The sequence below is a fragment of the Pseudomonas sp. GW456-L13 genome (genome assembly GCF_017350115.1).
GTDB classification, from domain to species: domain Bacteria; phylum Pseudomonadota; class Gammaproteobacteria; order Pseudomonadales; family Pseudomonadaceae; genus Aquipseudomonas; species Aquipseudomonas jessenii.
In genome coordinates, this window is sequence record NZ_JACNAS010000001.1 from 2,645,105 (window position 1) to 2,662,136 (window position 17,032).

The following is a 17,032-nucleotide window of genomic DNA, read 5'->3' on the forward strand; positions in this document are numbered from 1 at the left end:
CAATTCTGTTCCCATGAAGTTTGTTTCGGATAATGCTGTATGAAAATTCTTAACGAGTGCGTTAAAACTTCTTGTTGCGTCGATAGTAGTCGGGCGTGCACCCGGCCTGACGCTGGAACATCGCGATAAACGCCGAACCGGTGCTGTAGCCCATGTCGAAGGCGATTTCCTGAATGCTGCGATGGCTGTCCAGTGCTTCAATCGCGGCCAGGAATCGCAGACGCTGACGCCACTCACCAAAACTCATGCCCAACTCGCGGACAAACTGCCGCGCCAGGGTCCGTTCACTGACGTGAACCTGCGCCGCCCAATGCGCCAAGGGCCGGTTGTCACCGGGTTCGGCTTGCAGGGCCTCGCATATGCCCAGCAGTCCCGGTGTGCTGGCATAGGGCAGGTAACACTCATGCACCGGCGCCTGTTGCAACTGATCCACCAGAACCTGAGCCAGGCGTTTATCCGCGGCCTGCTCGGGAATCTTGACGTCACGGACGGCGAAGTCCTTGAGGATCGCCTTGAGGATGTCACTGATGGCGAGCGTGCAGGCCTGTTGTGGCAGATCCTCGCAGACCGCCGGCGCCAGGCAAACGGCACGGTAGTTGATCGGCTGGTGGCTGTAGAAACTGTGCTCGATTTCGGGGGGCACCCACACCGCGTATTGCGGCGGCGAGAGGAAACGGCTGCCGTCGACATCCATGTGCAACACCCCGTGGGCCGCATACTCCAGAGTGCCCCACGGATGACGGTGCGCAGCGGCGAATTCGTGGGTATTGAAATCGGCGTAGCGGAAGTACACCGCCGAAGGCAATTCGCTGAAATCCAGCAGATCGATGTGTTTACTGCGCATGCTGTCCGTCATCAGGGGCCGGTTGTCTGGATCGAAGTATAGGCTTGCATCCAGACAAGCGGATAATTGCCCTTCATTAACGTTCTGGTTTTTCCCGATGCAATACGCTTATCCCCTGCTGGCCATTTTTATCTGGGCCGGCAACACCGTGATCACCAAAATGTCGGCCGGGGCGATCTTCCCCGCCGAGATCGGCTTCTACCGCTGGCTGCTGGCCGGGTTGCTGTTCACGCCCTTCATGCTCAAACCGGTGCTCGCCCATTGGTCGCAGATCCGCCCGAAACTGGGCAAGATCTTTGTCCTCGGTGTGCTCGGCATGGCGGTCTATCAAAGCCTGGCGTACTTCGCCGCGAGCCTGACCTCGGCCACCAACATGGGCATCATCCTGTCGCTGATGCCACTGATGTCGCTCGCCATGGCGATCATCAGCCTCGGCCAGCGCCTGACCATGGGTGCCCTGGCCGGTGCGGTGCTGTCGTTTGCAGGTGTACTGGTGGTGGTGTCGTCCGGCAGCCTTGGCACATTGCTCGAACACGGGGTCAACCTGGGCGATGCGATGATGCTGATCGCCACCCTGGCCTACGCGGTCTACAGCACCCTGTTGAAAAAGTGGCAACTGAAACTGCCGCCGCTGGTGCTTCTGTATCTGCAGGTGCTGGTGGCCGTGGTGGTGCTGTTCCCGCTGTTCATCGCCTCACCGAAAGTCGGCCCGACCCTGCAGAACATTCCACTGGTGCTGTACGCCTGCCTGCTGGCTTCGATGGTCGCGCCGCTGGCGTGGATGCAGGCCGTGGTGCGTTTGGGACCGAGCCGGACCACGCAGTTTTTCAATTTGCTGCCGCTGATTACCGCATTGATTGCGGCGGTGGTGCTGCATGAGCAACTGGCGATGTATCACCTGGTGGGCGGGGTGTTGACCTTGGGCGGGGTGATCGTTTCCGAGCGTTGGACGACGGTGTTGGGGCGCAAGGTCAGTGTTGCCTGATCTGACGCCATCGCGAGCAAGCTCGCTCCCACAGGTGTTGTGTCGAACCCGTCTGTTGCGAACGACCGAAAACCTGTGGGAGCGGGCTTGCCCGCGATGAACGATAACTCGGTCTAAAGCCCCGCCGCATTCAACCGCGCCGCATGCTCGACAAATAACCGGATCGGCTCAGCCCCCTTGCCCACCAGCCCCAGCGACTGGTTGACGATATCGAAGTGATCCAGCGGATACTCATCGCCAATCACCGTGCCCAAGTGCGAGCTGTAGCGCCCGACCATGCCGTCGCAATGCCCGGCTTCGCGGACGAAGGTTTTAGCGAACAGCCGGCAACTGCGGTTGGTGCCGTCCAGCAGGTTGCGCCCGCGATCGGTAATGCCCGGTTGCAAGGTGCCGGACCAGGAGTAATAGCGCACGCCGTTGACCTCCTCCGGCCCATGACCGCCCCAGGTGTCGGGCAGCCCCTGTGGATAACGCTGGTTGAACAGCGCGACGCCAGCGCTGGTGAGGGAGTGATGGGACGCATGGATATCCACCGGCAGCTTCGGCCCACGGTAACCGGTATCCAACCACCCCATCAGCGCGCCGACGATCCGCAGCAAAAAGCACAGCAGACGACCACGGACGCTCTCGTGGGGATAATGTTCGTGCAGGTAATCGGCGAGCTCCGAACCATGGTTCGGCCCCGCCACCGAGGTCACCGATGCCACCAGGTCCGGGCGCTTGGCCGCTGCATAACGGGCGGTCAGCGAGCCCTGGCTATGACCGATCAGGTTGACCTTGTCGGCCCCGGTTTCCCGCAGGATTTCTTCGACACGCGCCAGTAATTGCTCGCCCCGCACTTCGTTCGAGTTAAGCGGCGAGACCTGCACCGCGAACACCACCGCACCGCCATGGCGCAACGCCTCGACGATCCCGTACCAATACGGATAAAGCACCAACCGGATGAACCCGAGCATCCCCGGGACCAACACCAGCGGGTAGCGCGGGGCAGAACCTTGCGACATGGGCGGACATCCTTGTGGTCGGGCGGTGACGCAAGGCTGGATGCAAGACATCCGCCAAGCATCACCAGCGAAGATGACAAGTCTATGTCATCCGCCCTACTTCAACCCTACCACGCCCGCCACGATCAGCCCGACCGAGACCAGTTTGATCACGGTCAGGCTTTCACCCAGCAGCGCGAAACCGAGAAACACCGTGCCCAGCGAACCGATGGCGGTCCAGATCGGGTACGCAATGCTCACCGGCAGCTCGCGCATGGCCAGGGTCAGAAAATAGATCCCGCCCACAGCGGCCACTACGGTGACCAGCGAAGGCCAGAGCCGGGTGAAGCCCTCGGCGTACTTCATGCCCATGGCGAAGGTGACTTCGAACCCGGCGGCGACCAGCAGAAACAGCCAGGCCATCTAGAACTCTCCGGCCAGCGCCAACAAGCGCTGCTCAGCCTCGGCGGCAGAGATTTGAAAGCTGCGCTCGGCGGACTCCTCGCCCTCGGCAGCCACCACGGTGACGTCCGTGATGCCAATGAATCCAAGCACCGTACGCAGTAGCGTGTCGGCATGGTTCATGGCTTCCAGCTCGCCGCCCGGGCCAAAACCGAAGCCGCCACGGCTGGTGATGATCAGGGCCTTTTTACCCAGCACCAACGGCTCGTACTGGGCCACGCCATTGTCCAGGGTGTGATCGAAGGTCACCCCCACCCGCACGATCTGATCGATCCAGGCTTTCAAGCCGCTGGGGACGCTGAAGTTGTGCATCGGCGTGGAAATCACCAGCACATCATGGCCAAGCAGTTCGCCGACCAGTTCGTCGCTGAACGCCAGATCGGCCTGCATCGACAGCGGCCGAGCGGCGGGCTCGGGGTAAAACGCGGCGGCCACGAATGCCTCGTTGACTGGCGGAATCAGCGCCCGACCGACTTCGCGTCGGGTCAGTTGCGCGTGTGGATGACGGGCCTGCCAGGCCGCCAGAAACACTTCGGCCAAACGCCGGGAGTGCGAACGATCACCACGGGGGCTGGCGTGAACAGCAAGAATTCTACTCATCTGTCTCTCCTCAGGGCTAAACTCAAACGGCCTGTGGTTTGCAGCTTGAGGCTCACTACCGTCCTCGCTCAAATGAGCAGAAATCAGTCTGGATGAATCCATTTCATCCATGGAGTGTTCAATGTTCGCCTCGTTGCCGCTGACCGCCCTGCGCGCTTTTGAATCAGCCTCACGCCTGCTGAGCTTCAAGGCTGCTGCCGAAGAACTCTCGGTGACGCCGACGGCGGTGTCCCACCAGATCCGCTCACTGGAAAGTTGGCTCGGCGTGCCATTGTTCGAGCGTCTGCCGCGCCAGGTGCGCCTGACCGAATGCGGCGAACGGCTGTTCCAGAGCCTGCATGGGGCTTTTCTGGAAGTGGCGCAAAGTGTCGATACACTGCGTCCGCAACGCAGTGGCGCCAGCCTGACGGTCTCCACTACCGCCGCCTTCGCCGCCCTGTGGCTGGTGCCAAGGTTGGGACGTTTCTACGCCCGACACCCGAACATCAACGTGCGCCTCGATACTCACTGCGAAGTCATCGATCTGCATCAGGACGCCAGTGTCGACCTGGTGCTGCGCTACAGCCTCGATGATTACCCCAACCTTTACGGCCAGTGCCTGTTCGATGAGTCCTTTGGTGTCTACGGTTCGCCTGAACAAGTGGCCCTGGCGTCGAGTCGCGCTCCGACGCTAATCAGCGTGCGCTGGCACAACTCCAAACTCTATGCCCACGGCTGGGAGGCCTGGTGCGCTCGCTCCGGCGAAACCTGGCTGAGCGGTCGGCCGGCCGTGCGCGAATACGACGAAGAGCATTACGCCCTGCAAGCGGCGATTGCCGGCCAAGGCCTGGTGCTGGCAAGCAATATTCTGGTGTCGGAAAGCGTGGCCAGTGGTCTGTTGTTGCCGTACCGGGGGGAAATCCAGGTCGATGGAGCCGGCTACAGCGCACTGTGCGTGCCGGGGCGTGAGCGACATCCACCGGTTCGGGCTTTTTTTGCGTGGTTGCGTGAAGAGGCATTGTTGTCCGGGCATGCGGTGCGCTGACCAGCGCCTCGACAACAGTTCAAGTGTTTCAAGTTTAACGACTGCTTAAGTTCACCACTACGAATTAGAACAATCACAAACGCCGAATAACAAACACAACTAAAACCTGAAGTTACAAACCAAAACTAGACTTTTAAATCTATAAACCTACTCTAACAACCACAGCCAGCCGGCTGCTCACACCAATAAGTAAAGGATTACTTTCATGCTACTTGAACAACGACTCGAATTTATTGATTCCCTGCCAGCATTACCTATCATCACGCAGCGCTCGGCACCTGTATTTTCTACGCTCTTGAACAAACCTGAACATGATATCAACAAACCAACTGCCAGCGTCATGCCTGATACTATCGATGCCTTCCTGCCCGGCGTTTCGCAGGAAATCATCGACGACGTCAATTTGTGCAAACTGGTCATGCAAAACGCCGCCACCAAACTCTACCCCGAAGATGAAAAACTCTTCGAGTGGTATCGCTACTATGTTGACGGCCTGAGCAAACTGGGCTGGGTGACTCAAAACCGGAACATCCAGGAGGTCACGATCAAGAGAGTTGGCCTGACGATGGATCAGGTTGCCCTGGAAGTGGCTGCAGGATTGATTGGCGGTAATGCGGCTCAAATACTGAGCAACGTTGCGAAAAAAGCAGTTGAGATGGTGCAAAACAATCCGGGTGCCATCACCATTTTTGAGAAAAACAAAAAGCTTGGCACTCAGGCAAAATTCGATATCGCACCCATCTGGGTCGATAAAAATGGGCAACCCAACATGATCCTTAACTGCATATCCCTCGATGCGAGGGAAAGCACGCGCGGTATCCTGTTCTGGAAATCGACCCGACAGTCCACCACCATCAAAACAGGTGCTGTTCGTACTCACCTTGATATTAAAACGTTCTCCGGGATACGCAACGCCGTATATAAAAAATATCAGGCAGACGGACAAAAATTCATCGAAAACCTGCCGGACTTCTAATCGCTTTACCACATATTTAAATCGGCAATAAAATTGCCGATTTAAATATGCTACCGCGCAAGCCTCTGCGCAGGAAAAACTTATGAAAAAAGCACCGCTCGATATTTACCTAGTCAATGGAAACATCACGATCTTTTGCGGCTCGCACACGGACAGCTTTAAGAAAGACATACTAGCCTCCAGCCTGCTGGGCGATCTGGTGGCCTCAAAGAAAAGTGGCAACCGTGAAATATCGTGGCCAGCTTATACAGATACCGTTCAAAAAGTCGGCTGGGCTGTTGGCAGCCGAGAGACTCAGCAACTCAAGTTTGAAAACAGCAGCCTTTTAAATATTGTTGAGCAAAGCACCGGGAGTGCCCTGCCACAAGATGAACGGCTAGCGCTGGCCAACGCATTTGAGCAACTGACAAGACTCCAGCCTGACTCACTGGCGGTCAGGGCAATCGTCGAGAAACTCCAAAGTAACGCCACCGTGAGCAATGCCTACGCAGACATAGCGGTTTCCACGGCCGCATTACTGACGATCATTCGCAACAATAAGACCGTGGTAACCCTGCAAATGGCGTTCAAAACAGATCAGGAGATTGCAATCGATATTCTCGACCAGCCGGTTTTGAGCGTCACCCACGAACACAAGACCAACATTTGGCTGATGAGTAGCGTCCTGGATGGGCGCTTTTACAATCAGGTAAGAGATGACGTTCTCAAGAAAGTGGGGCTTAACATCGAAACAAAACTGCTGCATATCCCTGCCCCCCCGGCTTGAATTGAATGATCCAGCCTCGCAAGACGTTCAAGCGCCCCTGAATCGGAGCGTTTGAACTGTCTCCGGCAACCTTCAGTTTTTTACCGTCTTCGGCGCCTTGCCCGCCTTCATCTGCTCCAGCAACGGCGCGCACTGGTTCGGCTCGCCGCCACTCGGCGCTATCAGCGCCAACAACCCTGCCGCCGGTGCGGCGATCGCGCCTAACGCGACCATCCCGGCTCCACGCAACATCAACGGCACGGCCTTGACCCCCGCATCGGGCTTGATGAACTTGCCCCGCACGTACAGCGGCGAACGCAACGAAATCAAACGCCAGCCCTTTGATTCCGGGGTGATGGTCAGGTCCAGTTGTTCGGTCGCCATGTTCGCCGTGCCATCGATGTAAACAATGGCGTTCTCGGTGTCGAACACAAACAAGCGGGTACTCGCCAGGCCGGACTGGATGCCGAAGTCGGCGGCGGCGCAGTTGATCTTCACTTCCTTGTCGCCAAAGATCTTGCCGACCACGTAGTTGCCGACGTTCAGCCCGGCCAACTCCATCAATTCGCGACTGATAGCACCATCGTTGATCAGCATTTTCAGATTGCCATTGGCGCTGCCCAGCAGTTTAGCCACCGAATTGCCGTGCCCGCTGATATCACCGTCGCCGTTGAGTTCGCCGAAACTGGTTTTCATCGGTTCAAAGCCGGGGAACAACTGCTTGAGCTTGAAGCCTCGCGCCGTGAGTCTGGCATGGCCCTCCAGCGGATCGGTGTGGCCGTTCAGGCGAATCTGCGCATCCAACTTGCCGCCGGCCACGCCGAAACGCAGCGGCTCGAGGCTGAGCACTCCATCGGTGAGTACCAGATGGGTATAGAGATCGTTGAACGGCAGTTTTTCGCTGTGCACGATGCGCTTGCCGGTGAACTCGACATCGGCGTCCATATCGCGCCAGCGATCGGTCTTGAACTCTTCGACCGGCAGCACTTTGTCCGCCGGTTGTTTGCTGTCACCGCCTCGGGCCTTCTGCTCGGCGTTGGAGTCGGCACCAATCAGCGGTGCCAGGTCATCGAACAGCAATTGATTGGATAACAGCGAACCGCTGAGCTTTGGCCGTGGCTGGCTGGCCACGTAGGTCAGGTTGCCATGGATGTCACTTTCACCGATCTTGCCGTTGAATTCTTCATAGTGGAATACCGCGCCACCCGGCTCGTGTAACTTGGCGATCAGATGGCCGTCGGTGGCATAGGGTGGCGTGTCCGGCAGGATCACGCCGGTCAGCGGGTAGAGATTGCCCAGACTGGTACCGGCCAGTTTCAGGCGCAGGTCCAGGGCGCCGAGGTTCAGCGGATCGGTCAGGGTGCCGGCCAGTTCGACGCTGGAATCGGCGATTTTTACCTGTGCCTGAAGCGGAAACGGCCGTGCCGCGTCCTGCAACGCCAACAGCCCGCCAATCTTGCCCTGGCCCGCGAGTTTCTGGCCGTGGTACTGGCCGTTGACCTTGAGGGCGAATGCATAGTCCTGGGGTGACGAACCCTTCTCCTGCGCGGCTTTCGCCGCTTTGTCGCCGACGATATCGCTGAACGGAATCGGCTTGCCCAATGGGTCGATCAGTACGTCGAGTTGGGTCTTCAGGTTCTGGTCGTCGAGGGTGACATGCCCCTTGTCAAAGCCGATCGCTCCGATATCCACCACCCAGCTCGAAGGCTCGGCGTCCGGGTCCTTTGGGTCGAATTTGAAGGTCCAGTTGGCGCGCCCGTCAGCCAGGCGTTGCAGGTGGGCATTGGGCTCGGTGAGATCGATACGCGGGATCACCACCCGCTGCGCCAGCAATGCCAGGGGTGAAATACGCAGTTCCACCCGTTTGAGGGTGATCATCTGCGGCTGTTTCGACCAGTCGGGATTGCCCAGGCTCAAGTCTTCGGCCACCACATGAGGCCACGGTACCCAGGCGCGCCAGCCGCCTTCATCGGGCTCGGGTTGCCAGACCACTGACAGATTGCCGTTGATGGCGAAAGCGCGGTGCATTTCTTCGGAAACTTTGGCGTTGAGCGGCGCTTTGATCCGGTTCCAGTCGAAGAACACGATGATCAGTACCAGCATCACCAACAAGGTAAGGAAAGTGGAAAGGGTCCAGACCAACGTCTTTTGAGTGCGCGTCATTGCACAGGGCTCCTGATACGACCGAGCGCCCCGACTGCGACGCACATGTGAAACGGTGAGCCGCAAACGGCTCGCCATGCAAACTACGACTGATAAAAACCCGACAGGTTTAATCGGTAGACCGATTTCGCCGATTTCGCCCAGTCCAATACTGACCAGTCGGTCGATCTGCGTTACCGAACCTGCACTTTTGCACAACACAGGTGGGTCGAAAACACCCACAAGAGTGCAAGACAACTCGCCGGAAACGCCCGGCCTAGGGCCTCCGCAGCAAACAATCAATTCCGTTGATTATTACCATTGCGTTTATGAACTTTCATATCGATTTATCGAGAGTAGCATTGCTCTCGTACCCACTTATTCGCACCCCCACGGAGCAAAACAATCATGAAACGCCAACTACTGCTTAGCCTTACACTTTCGATGCTGGCCAGCACTGCCTTTGCCCTGCCAGCAGCTGACCAGGCCACCCCACAAGTGAAACAAGACCACTCGGTGTTCAGCCAGACCGTCGCCGCCGATGGTTCCGACCGCACCCCACAAGGCCAGACCCTTGCCGAAGGCGGTAATGATCGCCTGAAAGAAAAAGGCCTGATTACTCAGGATGGCTCGGACCGTACTCCACAGGGCCAAACCCTGGCTGCCGATGGTTCCGATCGTACCCCACAAGGCCAGACCCTTGCCGCTGACGGTTCGGATCGCACCCCACAAGGTCAAACCCTGGCTGCTGATGGTTCCGACCGTACTCCACAAGGCCAGACCCTTGCCGCCGACGGTTCGGATCGCACTCCACAAGGTCAAACCCTTGCTGAAGGCGGTGGTGACCGCGTGATCGAACGCAACAGCGCCGTGAGCTAAGCTCCATGGCCGCCTTGAAAAAAAGCCCAATCCCCGGATTGGGCTTTTGAATTTTCATAGGCTCGCTCGATAGATGCCACACATCCCCGCGTGATCCCCCCACAGTCGTTCGACGCCGGCAAAGCCGATTTGCTAGAGTGCGCCGCGTCCCTGTCCAGAAAACGCCCTTGCGATGCTGCCCCGCGCCGAACAGAAACAACAAACCCGTAACGCCCTGATGGACGCTGCCCGGCGCCTGATGGATGGCGGCCGAGGATTCGGCAGCCTGAGCCTGCGCGAAGTCGCGAAAACCGCCGGCATCGTACCGACCGGTTTCTACCGCCATTTTGCCGATATGGATGAATTGGGCCTGGTACTGGTCAGCGAAGTCGGCCAGACATTCCGCGAAACCATTCGCCTGGTACGACACAACGAATTCGTAATGGGCGGCATCATCGATGCCTCGGTGCGGATCTTTCTTGATGTGGTTAGCGCCAACCGTTCGCAGTTCCTGTTTCTTGCCCGTGAGCAGTACGGCGGTTCAGTGCCGGTGCGCCAGGCCATCGGCCGTTTGCGTGAAAACATCAGCTCGGACCTGGCGGCGGATTTGTCACTGATGCCGAAACTGCAGCATCTGGACATCGCCGACCTGAGCGTCATGGCGGATCTGATCGTCAAGAGCGTGTTCGCCACCCTGCCGGACATCATCGATCCGCCAGCCGAAGCCTTGCCAGAGCACCTGACGCCCCAGGCGAAAATCACCCAGCAGCTGCGGTTTATCTTTATCGGCCTCAAGCATTGGCAAGGGCTCGGCAGCACTGAGTAACTTTCTGTGGATGAAATCCCTGTGGGAGCGAGCTTGCTCGCGATGAGGGCATGACATCCACCATCGATGTGACAGTTCCACCGCCATCGCGAGCAAACTCGCTCCCACATTAAACCTCGCCGCTTTAACTTGGTGCGCAAACCAAAAACAACGCACCAACTTCAACCAAAATACTCACTCCATCGATACCAGTCCTACGCCACCGTCAGGCATTTCCTACACATCATGCCGATTGGCAAGCCCCTTGCTCTAGCCTGAGCATTGTCCATTGCTGGAAGCCTTCCGATGCTGGTGATTCATCGCAGAATCGACCCTCAACCCGTTTGGGCCGCCGAGCTGCACCTGACGTTCGAAGCCCGCAGCAAAAGCCGATTGCGCTGTTTCAGTGCCGAGGGTGAAGACGTCGGGTTGTTTTTGGAGCGCGGCCAGCCGCCGTTGCGTGACGGCGAATGCCTGCAAGCCGAAGACGGGCGAATCGTGCGCGTCTGCGCCCGTCCCGAACAACTGCTGCATGTCACCTGCGCCAATGCCTTCGAACTGACCCGCGCGGCCTATCACCTGGGCAACCGCCATGTCGCCCTGCAAGTCGGCGACGGCTGGTTGCGCCTGCTCGACGACTACGTGCTCAAGGCCATGCTCGAACAACTCGGAGCCGTTGCCGTGAACATCGAGGCGCCATTCCAGCCGGAACATGGCGCCTACGGCGGTGGCCATCACCACTCGCGTCACGGCGATGAAGACTTCAACTACGCGCCGAAACTGCACCAGTTCGGCGTACGCACATGAACCCGGCCTGGGCGCTGTTGCGCCTGGCCAGTCCGCAATTGCCGATTGGCGGCTACAGCTACTCCCAGGGCCTTGAAATGGCTGTGGATAACGGCCGTGTTCACGACCCCGACAGTGCGCGACGCTGGATCAGCGATCAGTTGCTGCTGAATCTGGCACGCTTCGAAGCACCCTTGCTGCTCGCCCATTGCGTGGCCGCCAGCGAGGAAAACTGGGACGAATTGCTGCAGCGCTGCGAGGAACACCGCGCCAGCCGCGAAACCCGTGAGCTGCATCAGGAGAGCCGGCAGATGGGCTATTCGTTGCAGCAATTGCTCAATGGCTTGCCGGAACTCGACGCCCCCGCCCGCGCCTTCCTCGAACAGCGCAGCGAGCCACATCTGGCCCTGGGTTGGGCGTTGGCCGCGCGCGCCTGGCAGATCAGCCCGCAGGACGCCCTGGCCGCATGGCTCTGGAGCTGGCTGGAAAACCAGTTGGCGGTGCTGATGAAGACCCTGCCCCTGGGTCAGCAAGCTGCCCAACGCCTGACCAGCGAACTGTTGCCGCTGCTTCAACAAGCTCAACAGAACGCCACTCAAGTCGATCCCGATCATTACGGCAGCGCCGCTTTCGGCCTGTCCCTGGCGTGTATGGGCCACGAGCGCCAGTACAGCCGTCTGTTCCGTTCCTAGGGCCATTTATTTTGGAGAATCACATGAACGCACAACCCCTGCGCGTCGGTATCGGCGGTCCGGTCGGCTCCGGCAAAACCGCCCTGACCCTGGCCCTGTGCCTGGCCCTGCGCGAGCGTTACAACCTGGCCGTCGTGACCAACGACATCTACACCCGCGAAGACGCAGATTTTCTGGTGCGCAACGAAGCCCTGGCACCGGAGCGCATCATCGGCGTGGAAACCGGTGGCTGCCCGCACACGGCCATCCGCGAAGACGCCTCGATCAACCTCGAAGCCGTGAATCAGCTCAACCGCCGTTTTCCGGGGCTGGACCTGATTCTCGTAGAGTCCGGTGGCGACAACCTCTCCGCGACCTTCAGCCCGGAACTGTCCGACCTGACCATCTACGTGATCGACGTCTCGGCCGGCGACAAGCTGCCACGCAAGGGCGGGCCGGGAATCTGCAAATCCGACCTGCTGGTGATCAACAAGATCGACCTGGCACCTCTGGTCGGCGCCTCGCTGGAGATGATGAACAGCGACACCCAACGCATGCGCAACGGCAAACCCTTTGTCTTCAGCAATCAGAAAACCGGCCTGGGCCTGGAAGAGATCATTGCCTTCATCGAACGCCAGGGTTTGCTGACCGCGGCCTGATCACGACTTATCAACAAGGAAGCTTATCCATGACACTCAAACGCATTTTCGGCGCCCTGGCCCTGCTGCTGACTCCGACCCTCGCCTTCGCCCATCCGGGACACGGCGACAACGGCTTGATCGCCGGTATCAGCCACCCACTTGGCGGTCTCGATCACTTGCTGGCAATGCTCGCGGTCGGCCTGTGGGCAGCACAGCAGCAAGGCGCCGCACGCTGGGCGCTGCCATGTGCCTTTGTCGGCACTATGTTGATTGGCGGGCTGTTGGGTTTTGAAGGATTGAACCTGCCGGCACTGGAGAGCGGGATTGCCGCTTCCGTGTTGGCTTTGGGGCTGGCGGTTGCCCTGGCAGTGCGTCCACCGTTGGTGATGGCGGTGGGTGCGACTGCGTTGTTTGCGCTGTTTCATGGTGTCGCGCACGGGCTGGAACTGCCGGAAATGTCGAGCCCCTGGACCTACGCCGCAGGCTTTGTTGCGGCGACGGCGGTATTGCACGCGGCGGGTTATGCGCTGGTGCGGGTGTTGCCGCAGGCCGCAGCGCCCCTGGTGCGACTGGCGGGCGCGGCTTCGGCGGCGACTGGGGGGTGGTTGATGGCGGGTTGATTTTTTGTTGCCTGTGGTGGCCCCATCGCGAGCAGGCTCGCTCCCACATTGTTCCTGTGGATATAGTTCCATTGTGGGAGCGAGCCTGCTCGCGATGGCGGCCTGACAGACACCACCCCTCTCAGGCCTGTTAACATGTCGCGCAATCGCCCCTGCCGTGACGACGCCAGCCAATGCCGCCTGTTTCCCGCTCTGCCTCTCAGCCTGAACTGACCGCCCTGTTCGCCTCGGTGCAACAGCATTTCCTGAACGTCATCGTGCCGCTCTGGCAAGGTCCGGGCTGGAACGCCGATATGGCGTTGCCTTATGAGGCGCTGGATGCCAAACACCAACCGCTGCCACCGCAACGCTACCGGGCCATGGCCTGTGCGCGGCAGTTGTATCTGTTTGCCAGCCTGATCGGTCAGGTACCGGGCGCCGAAGAGCGTGCCGCCGCGTTGTTCCGCTCCTTGCAGCGGCACTTCCACGATGCCGAGCACGGCGGCTGGTTCTACAGTGTCGATGCACAAGGTGCGCCGCTGGATCAGCGCAAGGATCTCTACACCCACGCCTTCATCCTGTTCGCCTGCGCCCATTACTGGGACAAGGTTCGCGAGCCGCTGGTGGAGTCGGTGCTCAACGCCTCGCTGGAAGTGGTCGCGCAGCGTTTCGCCACGGACGACGGTCTGTACGAAGCCACGCTCGTCCGCGACTGGGCATCGCTGGACAGCGGCCCTTTGCAAAACCCGCTCATGCACCTGGCCGAAGCTTTCCTCGCCACCCTGTCGGTGCGTGAAGACCTCGACGTGCAACAGGCGCTCGTCGGGTTATGCACAGCCATGCACGCGCGCTTCATCGATCCACAGCACGGCGTGTTGATGGAAAAACCGCTGGGGTCTGTGGATAACTGGTTTGAACCGGGGCATCAGTTCGAGTGGTATTTCCTGTTGGAATCCTCGGCGCTGTTGCGCAATTCGACGCTGCATGCCGATCTGGAGCGGGCCTTCGCCTTTACCGAGCAAGTGGGCGTTGATCAGCAGACTGGCGCCGTGCGGGCGATGCTCGATTTCGCAGCCGATGGCGGCACCCGGGACGCCACGCAACGCATCTGGGCCCAGGCCGAGTACCTACGCGCATTAACGCTGCGCCCGGACAGCGAAGCGGCTGTACTGCGTCAATTGCAGGCATTGCAGCAGCGCTCGCTGCATGCCGGCGGCTGGTACGAATGCCGTGACGAGCACGGAGAAGTCAGCCGCCGCGACATGCCGTCAACCACGCCCTATCACCTGGCGACCTGTTATCGCGGGTTGGCGGAATATCTCGGCTGACTGTTCGGCCGCTTTCGCGAGCAAGCCCGCTCCCACAGGTTGCATACAATCCCTGTGGGAGCGGGCTTGCTCGCGAATGACCTCGAAGAGGTCGCCTTGTCACTCAATCCACTTGCGGTCCCCGGTAAAGCTGATGGTCAGCCATCGCGCAGCATCCGCCTCGCCAAGCTTCGTGGAAATTTCCTCGCGCAAACTGTCCAGTTGCCCCACACCGTCCAGCCAGTAATCCTTCGGCAATACGATGTGAATCTCGATAAAACAGGCTCTGCCGTGTTTCTGCACGTAGGAAATGTAATCGTCGAAACCATGCTCGGCCTTCGCCACTTCCATCACCTGACGCACCTTGTCGTCCAGTTGATCCGGGACGATCCCCAGCACATCGCGCAAGGCCGGCCCGAGGATTTTGAACGCCGGGGGGAGCATGCCCAAGGCCAGCAGAATCAGGATCATCGGGTCGACATACACCGCCCACTTGTCGTACCCCTGAGTCTTGAGCAGCAGTGCGATCAGGAAACTCACCAGCAGTCCCGCCGACAGCATCGCGTCCACCAGCCAACTGATGTTGTCGAACTGGATCAGCGATGAGTTGAGCGTGCGATTGCGTTGGCGGACGTAGAAGAAATAAATGAGCTCAACGACAGTGAAGAAGGCCGCGTAGAAAATCACCAGACCGAGTTCGACTTCGCGACCACCACTGATGATGCCGAACACACCGTTGAGAAAGGCATAAACGGCCACCAGGAATATGAAACTGCCTTCGATCACCAGCACCATGGGCTCCAGGTGCCAGGAACCGAACTGAAAGCGATGGTTGCTTTCCTTGGCGATCAGCCGGGCGGTGATCAGCATCAGGACCTTGATGAAGGCCGCGATCAACGAAAAGAAGCCATCGAACAGGATGGATTGGGCGCCCGAAACAAAACCGGTGATGATCCCGGCGAATGTCACGGCGAGCATCAGGAAGGTCGATTGTTTGAGCAGCGCCTGCTCGCCTCGATTACTCACTTGATCTCCTCAGATACCTCTAGACCGCCGGGTGCGGCGGATTGCTTGAGGGAGGAGTCTAGCTGATGTCCGGTTTTGACCGCTCTTGTGGCGAGGGGGCTTGCCCCCGTTCGGCTGCGGAGCAGTCGTAAACCGGTGGATGAAGTACATCTGAAAATTGAGCGCTATGGTTTCGGGGCTGCTCCGCAGCCCAACGGGGGCAAGCCCCCTCGCCACAATTAAGACTTACGCTCGATTGCAAAACCAGCCCAGGTCTGGCTCACCGGCATCAGCTCCAGGCTGTTGATGTTGATGTGCGCCGGGGCATTGAGCACCCAGAAGATTGTCTCGGCGATGTCTTGCGGCTGAATCGGCTCGGCGCCAGCGTACGTGGCGTTGTAGCGCTCCTGGTCACCGGCAAAACGCACCAGCGAGAACTCGCTCTCGCACAGGCCCGGCTCAATGTTGCTGACCCGCACGCCCGTGCCTTGCAGGTCGCAGCGCAGGTTCACGGAGAACTGTTTGACGAACGCCTTGGTCGCGCCATACACGTGGCTGCCCGGGTACGGGTAGTTGCCGGCGATGGACCCCAGGTTGACGATACCGGCACCACGACCGTGGGCAATCAGGCGAGGCAACAGCAGACGGGTGCTGTACATCAGGCCTTTGACGTTGGTATCGACCATGGTGTCCCAGTCGTCCAGGTCGCACTTGGGCGCCGGATCAACCCCCAGGGCCAGCCCGGCGTTGTTGATCAACCCGCGCAGCTTTGCAAAGGATGGCGGCAGATTGGCAATCGCCTCCTCCATGGCCTTGCGATCACGCACATCGAGCACCAGGCCATGGACTTCGGTCTGCTTCGACAGCTCGGCGCACAACGCATTGAGGCGCTCTTCACGACGGCCAGTCAGCACCAGTTTCCAGCCGGCCTCGGCAAAACGACGGGCACAGGCTTCACCAAAACCGGAGGTCGCGCCGGTAATAAACAGGGTGTTGGACATCGTGTTCTCCTTGCTTCGGCTGATCGCCAGCCATTGGAATAGAAAATCAGCAGGCAGCATGCCCGGCCTTGTTCACAGCGGCAACCACCGTTCAATCTGTTCAAAAAACGCTCAATCCCGGCAACCCCTTGACCAGCGTGGCCTACAGCCATGTGCGCGCACGTTATCCACAGGCCGGTCCACAGTCTTTGGGGGCAAGTGGAAAAGCTGCAAGCCGCTATCCACAAGGCTTTGCGCGGGGTTTTGAAACTTTTTTGCTTGACCCTCAACCGCCTGCTGTGTAGCCCTTGGCCATTTTCATGACTGACGGGTCAAACCGGCGATGGCGCCAAGCCAGTAACCACGGCCTTCAGCCGAGTCTTTCCAGAGTTTAGTCACAGACTTATCCACAGGCTTGTCCACGCCGATTCCATGCATTTTCATCCCGAACAAAAAGGTTGACAAAGACGCCTGCAAGCTGCGCAAAAACACCTGATCAAAAAACAACCACACCTCTGCAAGCCACGGTTTAAAAGGCCTGCAGCCAGCTACTCCCACGTTATTCACAGCCGGTTCCACAGCAAACGGGGACAAGTCAAAACCGTGGCAAAACAACTAT

Annotated in this window: 19 protein-coding genes; 11 read left to right on the forward strand and 8 right to left on the reverse strand. The window is 59.2% G+C overall.

The features are described from left to right. Positions 1-61: 61 nt before the first annotated feature. Complete coding sequence (locus J4D25_RS11965) at positions 62-844, reverse strand: helix-turn-helix transcriptional regulator (protein WP_057712203.1); 783 nt, start codon at positions 842-844, stop codon at positions 62-64. A gap of 97 nt (positions 845-941) precedes the next feature. Here J4D25_RS11965 and J4D25_RS11970 point away from each other — a divergent pair, with 97 nt between their 5' ends. After that, a complete protein-coding gene (locus J4D25_RS11970; RefSeq protein WP_057712204.1) occupies positions 942-1,829 on the forward strand; it encodes a DMT family transporter in 888 nt (295 codons plus the stop codon). A gap of 113 nt (positions 1,830-1,942) precedes the next feature. Here the strand turns inward: J4D25_RS11970 and J4D25_RS11975 are convergent, their stop codons facing one another. The 3 genes from J4D25_RS11975 to J4D25_RS11985 form a co-directional block, all read right to left on the reverse strand. Next, on the reverse strand, positions 1,943-2,833 hold the full coding sequence (locus tag J4D25_RS11975) for a triacylglycerol lipase (protein WP_057712205.1): 891 nt from the start codon (positions 2,831-2,833) through the stop codon (positions 1,943-1,945). Positions 2,834-2,929: 96 nt separating this feature from the next. Further along, the gene (locus tag J4D25_RS11980; protein ID WP_046039891.1) at positions 2,930-3,235 is read right to left on the reverse strand and encodes a multidrug efflux SMR transporter; all 306 of its coding nucleotides are present in this window, start codon (positions 3,233-3,235) and stop codon (positions 2,930-2,932) included. After that, positions 3,236-3,874 (reverse strand): FMN-dependent NADH-azoreductase, encoded by a 639-nt coding sequence (locus J4D25_RS11985; protein WP_057712206.1) that lies wholly within the window; start codon positions 3,872-3,874, stop codon positions 3,236-3,238. A 109-nt stretch (positions 3,875-3,983) separates the two neighbouring features. Between J4D25_RS11985 and J4D25_RS11990 the strand changes: the two genes are divergently transcribed. The 3 genes from J4D25_RS11990 to J4D25_RS12000 all read left to right on the forward strand — a co-directional run bounded on the left by J4D25_RS11990 (position 3,984) and on the right by J4D25_RS12000 (position 6,640). After that, positions 3,984-4,898: a LysR substrate-binding domain-containing protein gene (locus J4D25_RS11990; RefSeq protein ID WP_198530223.1), complete on the forward strand. Its 915-nt coding sequence runs from the start codon at positions 3,984-3,986 to the stop codon at positions 4,896-4,898. 205 nt (positions 4,899-5,103) lie between these two features. Further along, positions 5,104-5,874 (forward strand): hypothetical protein, encoded by a 771-nt coding sequence (locus J4D25_RS11995; protein ID WP_057712208.1) that lies wholly within the window; start codon positions 5,104-5,106, stop codon positions 5,872-5,874. Between the two features lie 82 nt (positions 5,875-5,956). Beyond that, positions 5,957-6,640 carry a hypothetical protein gene (locus J4D25_RS12000; RefSeq protein WP_057712209.1) on the forward strand — a complete coding sequence of 228 codons (684 nt, stop codon included), beginning with the start codon at positions 5,957-5,959 and terminating at the stop codon, positions 6,638-6,640. A 72-nt stretch (positions 6,641-6,712) separates the two neighbouring features. Here J4D25_RS12000 and J4D25_RS12005 read toward each other — a convergent pair whose 3' ends face one another. Further along, positions 6,713-8,782, reverse strand: coding sequence for an AsmA family protein (locus J4D25_RS12005; protein WP_057712210.1), 2,070 nt, complete (start codon positions 8,780-8,782; stop codon positions 6,713-6,715). A gap of 387 nt (positions 8,783-9,169) precedes the next feature. On the opposite strand from J4D25_RS12005, the gene J4D25_RS12010 reads away from it, so the two are divergent. From J4D25_RS12010 to J4D25_RS12040, 7 genes are all read left to right on the forward strand, one after another. Further along, a complete protein-coding gene (locus J4D25_RS12010; protein ID WP_057712211.1) occupies positions 9,170-9,640 on the forward strand; it encodes a hypothetical protein in 471 nt (156 codons plus the stop codon). 172 nt (positions 9,641-9,812) lie between these two features. Then, positions 9,813-10,445, forward strand: a complete 633-nt coding sequence (locus J4D25_RS12015) for a TetR family transcriptional regulator (RefSeq protein ID WP_057712212.1) — start codon at positions 9,813-9,815, stop codon at positions 10,443-10,445. A gap of 285 nt (positions 10,446-10,730) precedes the next feature. Next, complete coding sequence (gene ureE / locus J4D25_RS12020; RefSeq protein WP_057712213.1) at positions 10,731-11,231, forward strand: urease accessory protein UreE; 501 nt, start codon at positions 10,731-10,733, stop codon at positions 11,229-11,231. After that, positions 11,228-11,902 (forward strand): urease accessory protein UreF, encoded by a 675-nt coding sequence (locus J4D25_RS12025; protein ID WP_057712214.1) that lies wholly within the window; start codon positions 11,228-11,230, stop codon positions 11,900-11,902. Before ureE ends, J4D25_RS12025 begins: the two co-directional genes overlap by 4 nt. A 23-nt stretch (positions 11,903-11,925) precedes the next feature. Further along, positions 11,926-12,540, forward strand: a complete 615-nt coding sequence (gene ureG / locus J4D25_RS12030; RefSeq protein WP_057712215.1) for an urease accessory protein UreG — start codon at positions 11,926-11,928, stop codon at positions 12,538-12,540. A gap of 29 nt (positions 12,541-12,569) precedes the next feature. After that, positions 12,570-13,142 (forward strand): HupE/UreJ family protein, encoded by a 573-nt coding sequence (locus J4D25_RS12035; protein WP_057712216.1) that lies wholly within the window; start codon positions 12,570-12,572, stop codon positions 13,140-13,142. A 173-nt stretch (positions 13,143-13,315) separates the two neighbouring features. Further along, positions 13,316-14,449: an AGE family epimerase/isomerase gene (locus J4D25_RS12040; RefSeq protein ID WP_057712217.1), complete on the forward strand. Its 1,134-nt coding sequence runs from the start codon at positions 13,316-13,318 to the stop codon at positions 14,447-14,449. Between the two features lie 99 nt (positions 14,450-14,548). Here J4D25_RS12040 and J4D25_RS12045 read toward each other — a convergent pair whose 3' ends face one another. The 3 genes from J4D25_RS12045 to J4D25_RS12055 form a co-directional block, all read right to left on the reverse strand. Beyond that, the gene (locus J4D25_RS12045) at positions 14,549-15,454 is read right to left on the reverse strand and encodes a cation diffusion facilitator family transporter (RefSeq protein ID WP_057712218.1); all 906 of its coding nucleotides are present in this window, start codon (positions 15,452-15,454) and stop codon (positions 14,549-14,551) included. A 218-nt stretch (positions 15,455-15,672) separates the two neighbouring features. After that, complete coding sequence (locus J4D25_RS12050) at positions 15,673-16,434, reverse strand: SDR family oxidoreductase (RefSeq protein ID WP_056725413.1); 762 nt, start codon at positions 16,432-16,434, stop codon at positions 15,673-15,675. 297 nt (positions 16,435-16,731) lie between these two features. After that, positions 16,732-16,980 carry a hypothetical protein gene (locus J4D25_RS12055; RefSeq protein ID WP_057712219.1) on the reverse strand — a complete coding sequence of 83 codons (249 nt, stop codon included), beginning with the start codon at positions 16,978-16,980 and terminating at the stop codon, positions 16,732-16,734. Positions 16,981-17,032: the final 52 nt, after the last annotated feature.

What these genes read in the sequence shown, in the direction of transcription:
- J4D25_RS11965 (WP_057712203.1), bottom strand. Translation starts at nt 844, where the DNA reads ATGCGCAGTAAACACATCGATCTGCTGGATTTCAGCGAATTGCCTTCG.
- J4D25_RS11970 (WP_057712204.1), top strand. Translation starts at nt 942, where the DNA reads ATGCAATACGCTTATCCCCTGCTGGCCATTTTTATCTGGGCCGGCAAC.
- J4D25_RS11975 (WP_057712205.1), bottom strand. Translation starts at nt 2,833, where the DNA reads ATGTCGCAAGGTTCTGCCCCGCGCTACCCGCTGGTGTTGGTCCCGGGG.
- J4D25_RS11980 (WP_046039891.1), bottom strand. Translation starts at nt 3,235, where the DNA reads ATGGCCTGGCTGTTTCTGCTGGTCGCCGCCGGGTTCGAAGTCACCTTC.
- J4D25_RS11985 (WP_057712206.1), bottom strand. Translation starts at nt 3,874, where the DNA reads ATGAGTAGAATTCTTGCTGTTCACGCCAGCCCCCGTGGTGATCGTTCG.
- J4D25_RS11990 (WP_198530223.1), top strand. Translation starts at nt 3,984, where the DNA reads ATGGAGTGTTCAATGTTCGCCTCGTTGCCGCTGACCGCCCTGCGCGCT.
- J4D25_RS11995 (WP_057712208.1), top strand. Translation starts at nt 5,104, where the DNA reads ATGCTACTTGAACAACGACTCGAATTTATTGATTCCCTGCCAGCATTA.
- J4D25_RS12000 (WP_057712209.1), top strand. Translation starts at nt 5,957, where the DNA reads ATGAAAAAAGCACCGCTCGATATTTACCTAGTCAATGGAAACATCACG.
- J4D25_RS12005 (WP_057712210.1), bottom strand. Translation starts at nt 8,782, where the DNA reads ATGACGCGCACTCAAAAGACGTTGGTCTGGACCCTTTCCACTTTCCTT.
- J4D25_RS12010 (WP_057712211.1), top strand. Translation starts at nt 9,170, where the DNA reads ATGAAACGCCAACTACTGCTTAGCCTTACACTTTCGATGCTGGCCAGC.
- J4D25_RS12015 (WP_057712212.1), top strand. Translation starts at nt 9,813, where the DNA reads ATGCTGCCCCGCGCCGAACAGAAACAACAAACCCGTAACGCCCTGATG.
- ureE (WP_057712213.1), top strand. Translation starts at nt 10,731, where the DNA reads ATGCTGGTGATTCATCGCAGAATCGACCCTCAACCCGTTTGGGCCGCC.
- J4D25_RS12025 (WP_057712214.1), top strand. Translation starts at nt 11,228, where the DNA reads ATGAACCCGGCCTGGGCGCTGTTGCGCCTGGCCAGTCCGCAATTGCCG.
- ureG (WP_057712215.1), top strand. Translation starts at nt 11,926, where the DNA reads ATGAACGCACAACCCCTGCGCGTCGGTATCGGCGGTCCGGTCGGCTCC.
- J4D25_RS12035 (WP_057712216.1), top strand. Translation starts at nt 12,570, where the DNA reads ATGACACTCAAACGCATTTTCGGCGCCCTGGCCCTGCTGCTGACTCCG.
- J4D25_RS12040 (WP_057712217.1), top strand. Translation starts at nt 13,316, where the DNA reads ATGCCGCCTGTTTCCCGCTCTGCCTCTCAGCCTGAACTGACCGCCCTG.
- J4D25_RS12050 (WP_056725413.1), bottom strand. Translation starts at nt 16,434, where the DNA reads ATGTCCAACACCCTGTTTATTACCGGCGCGACCTCCGGTTTTGGTGAA.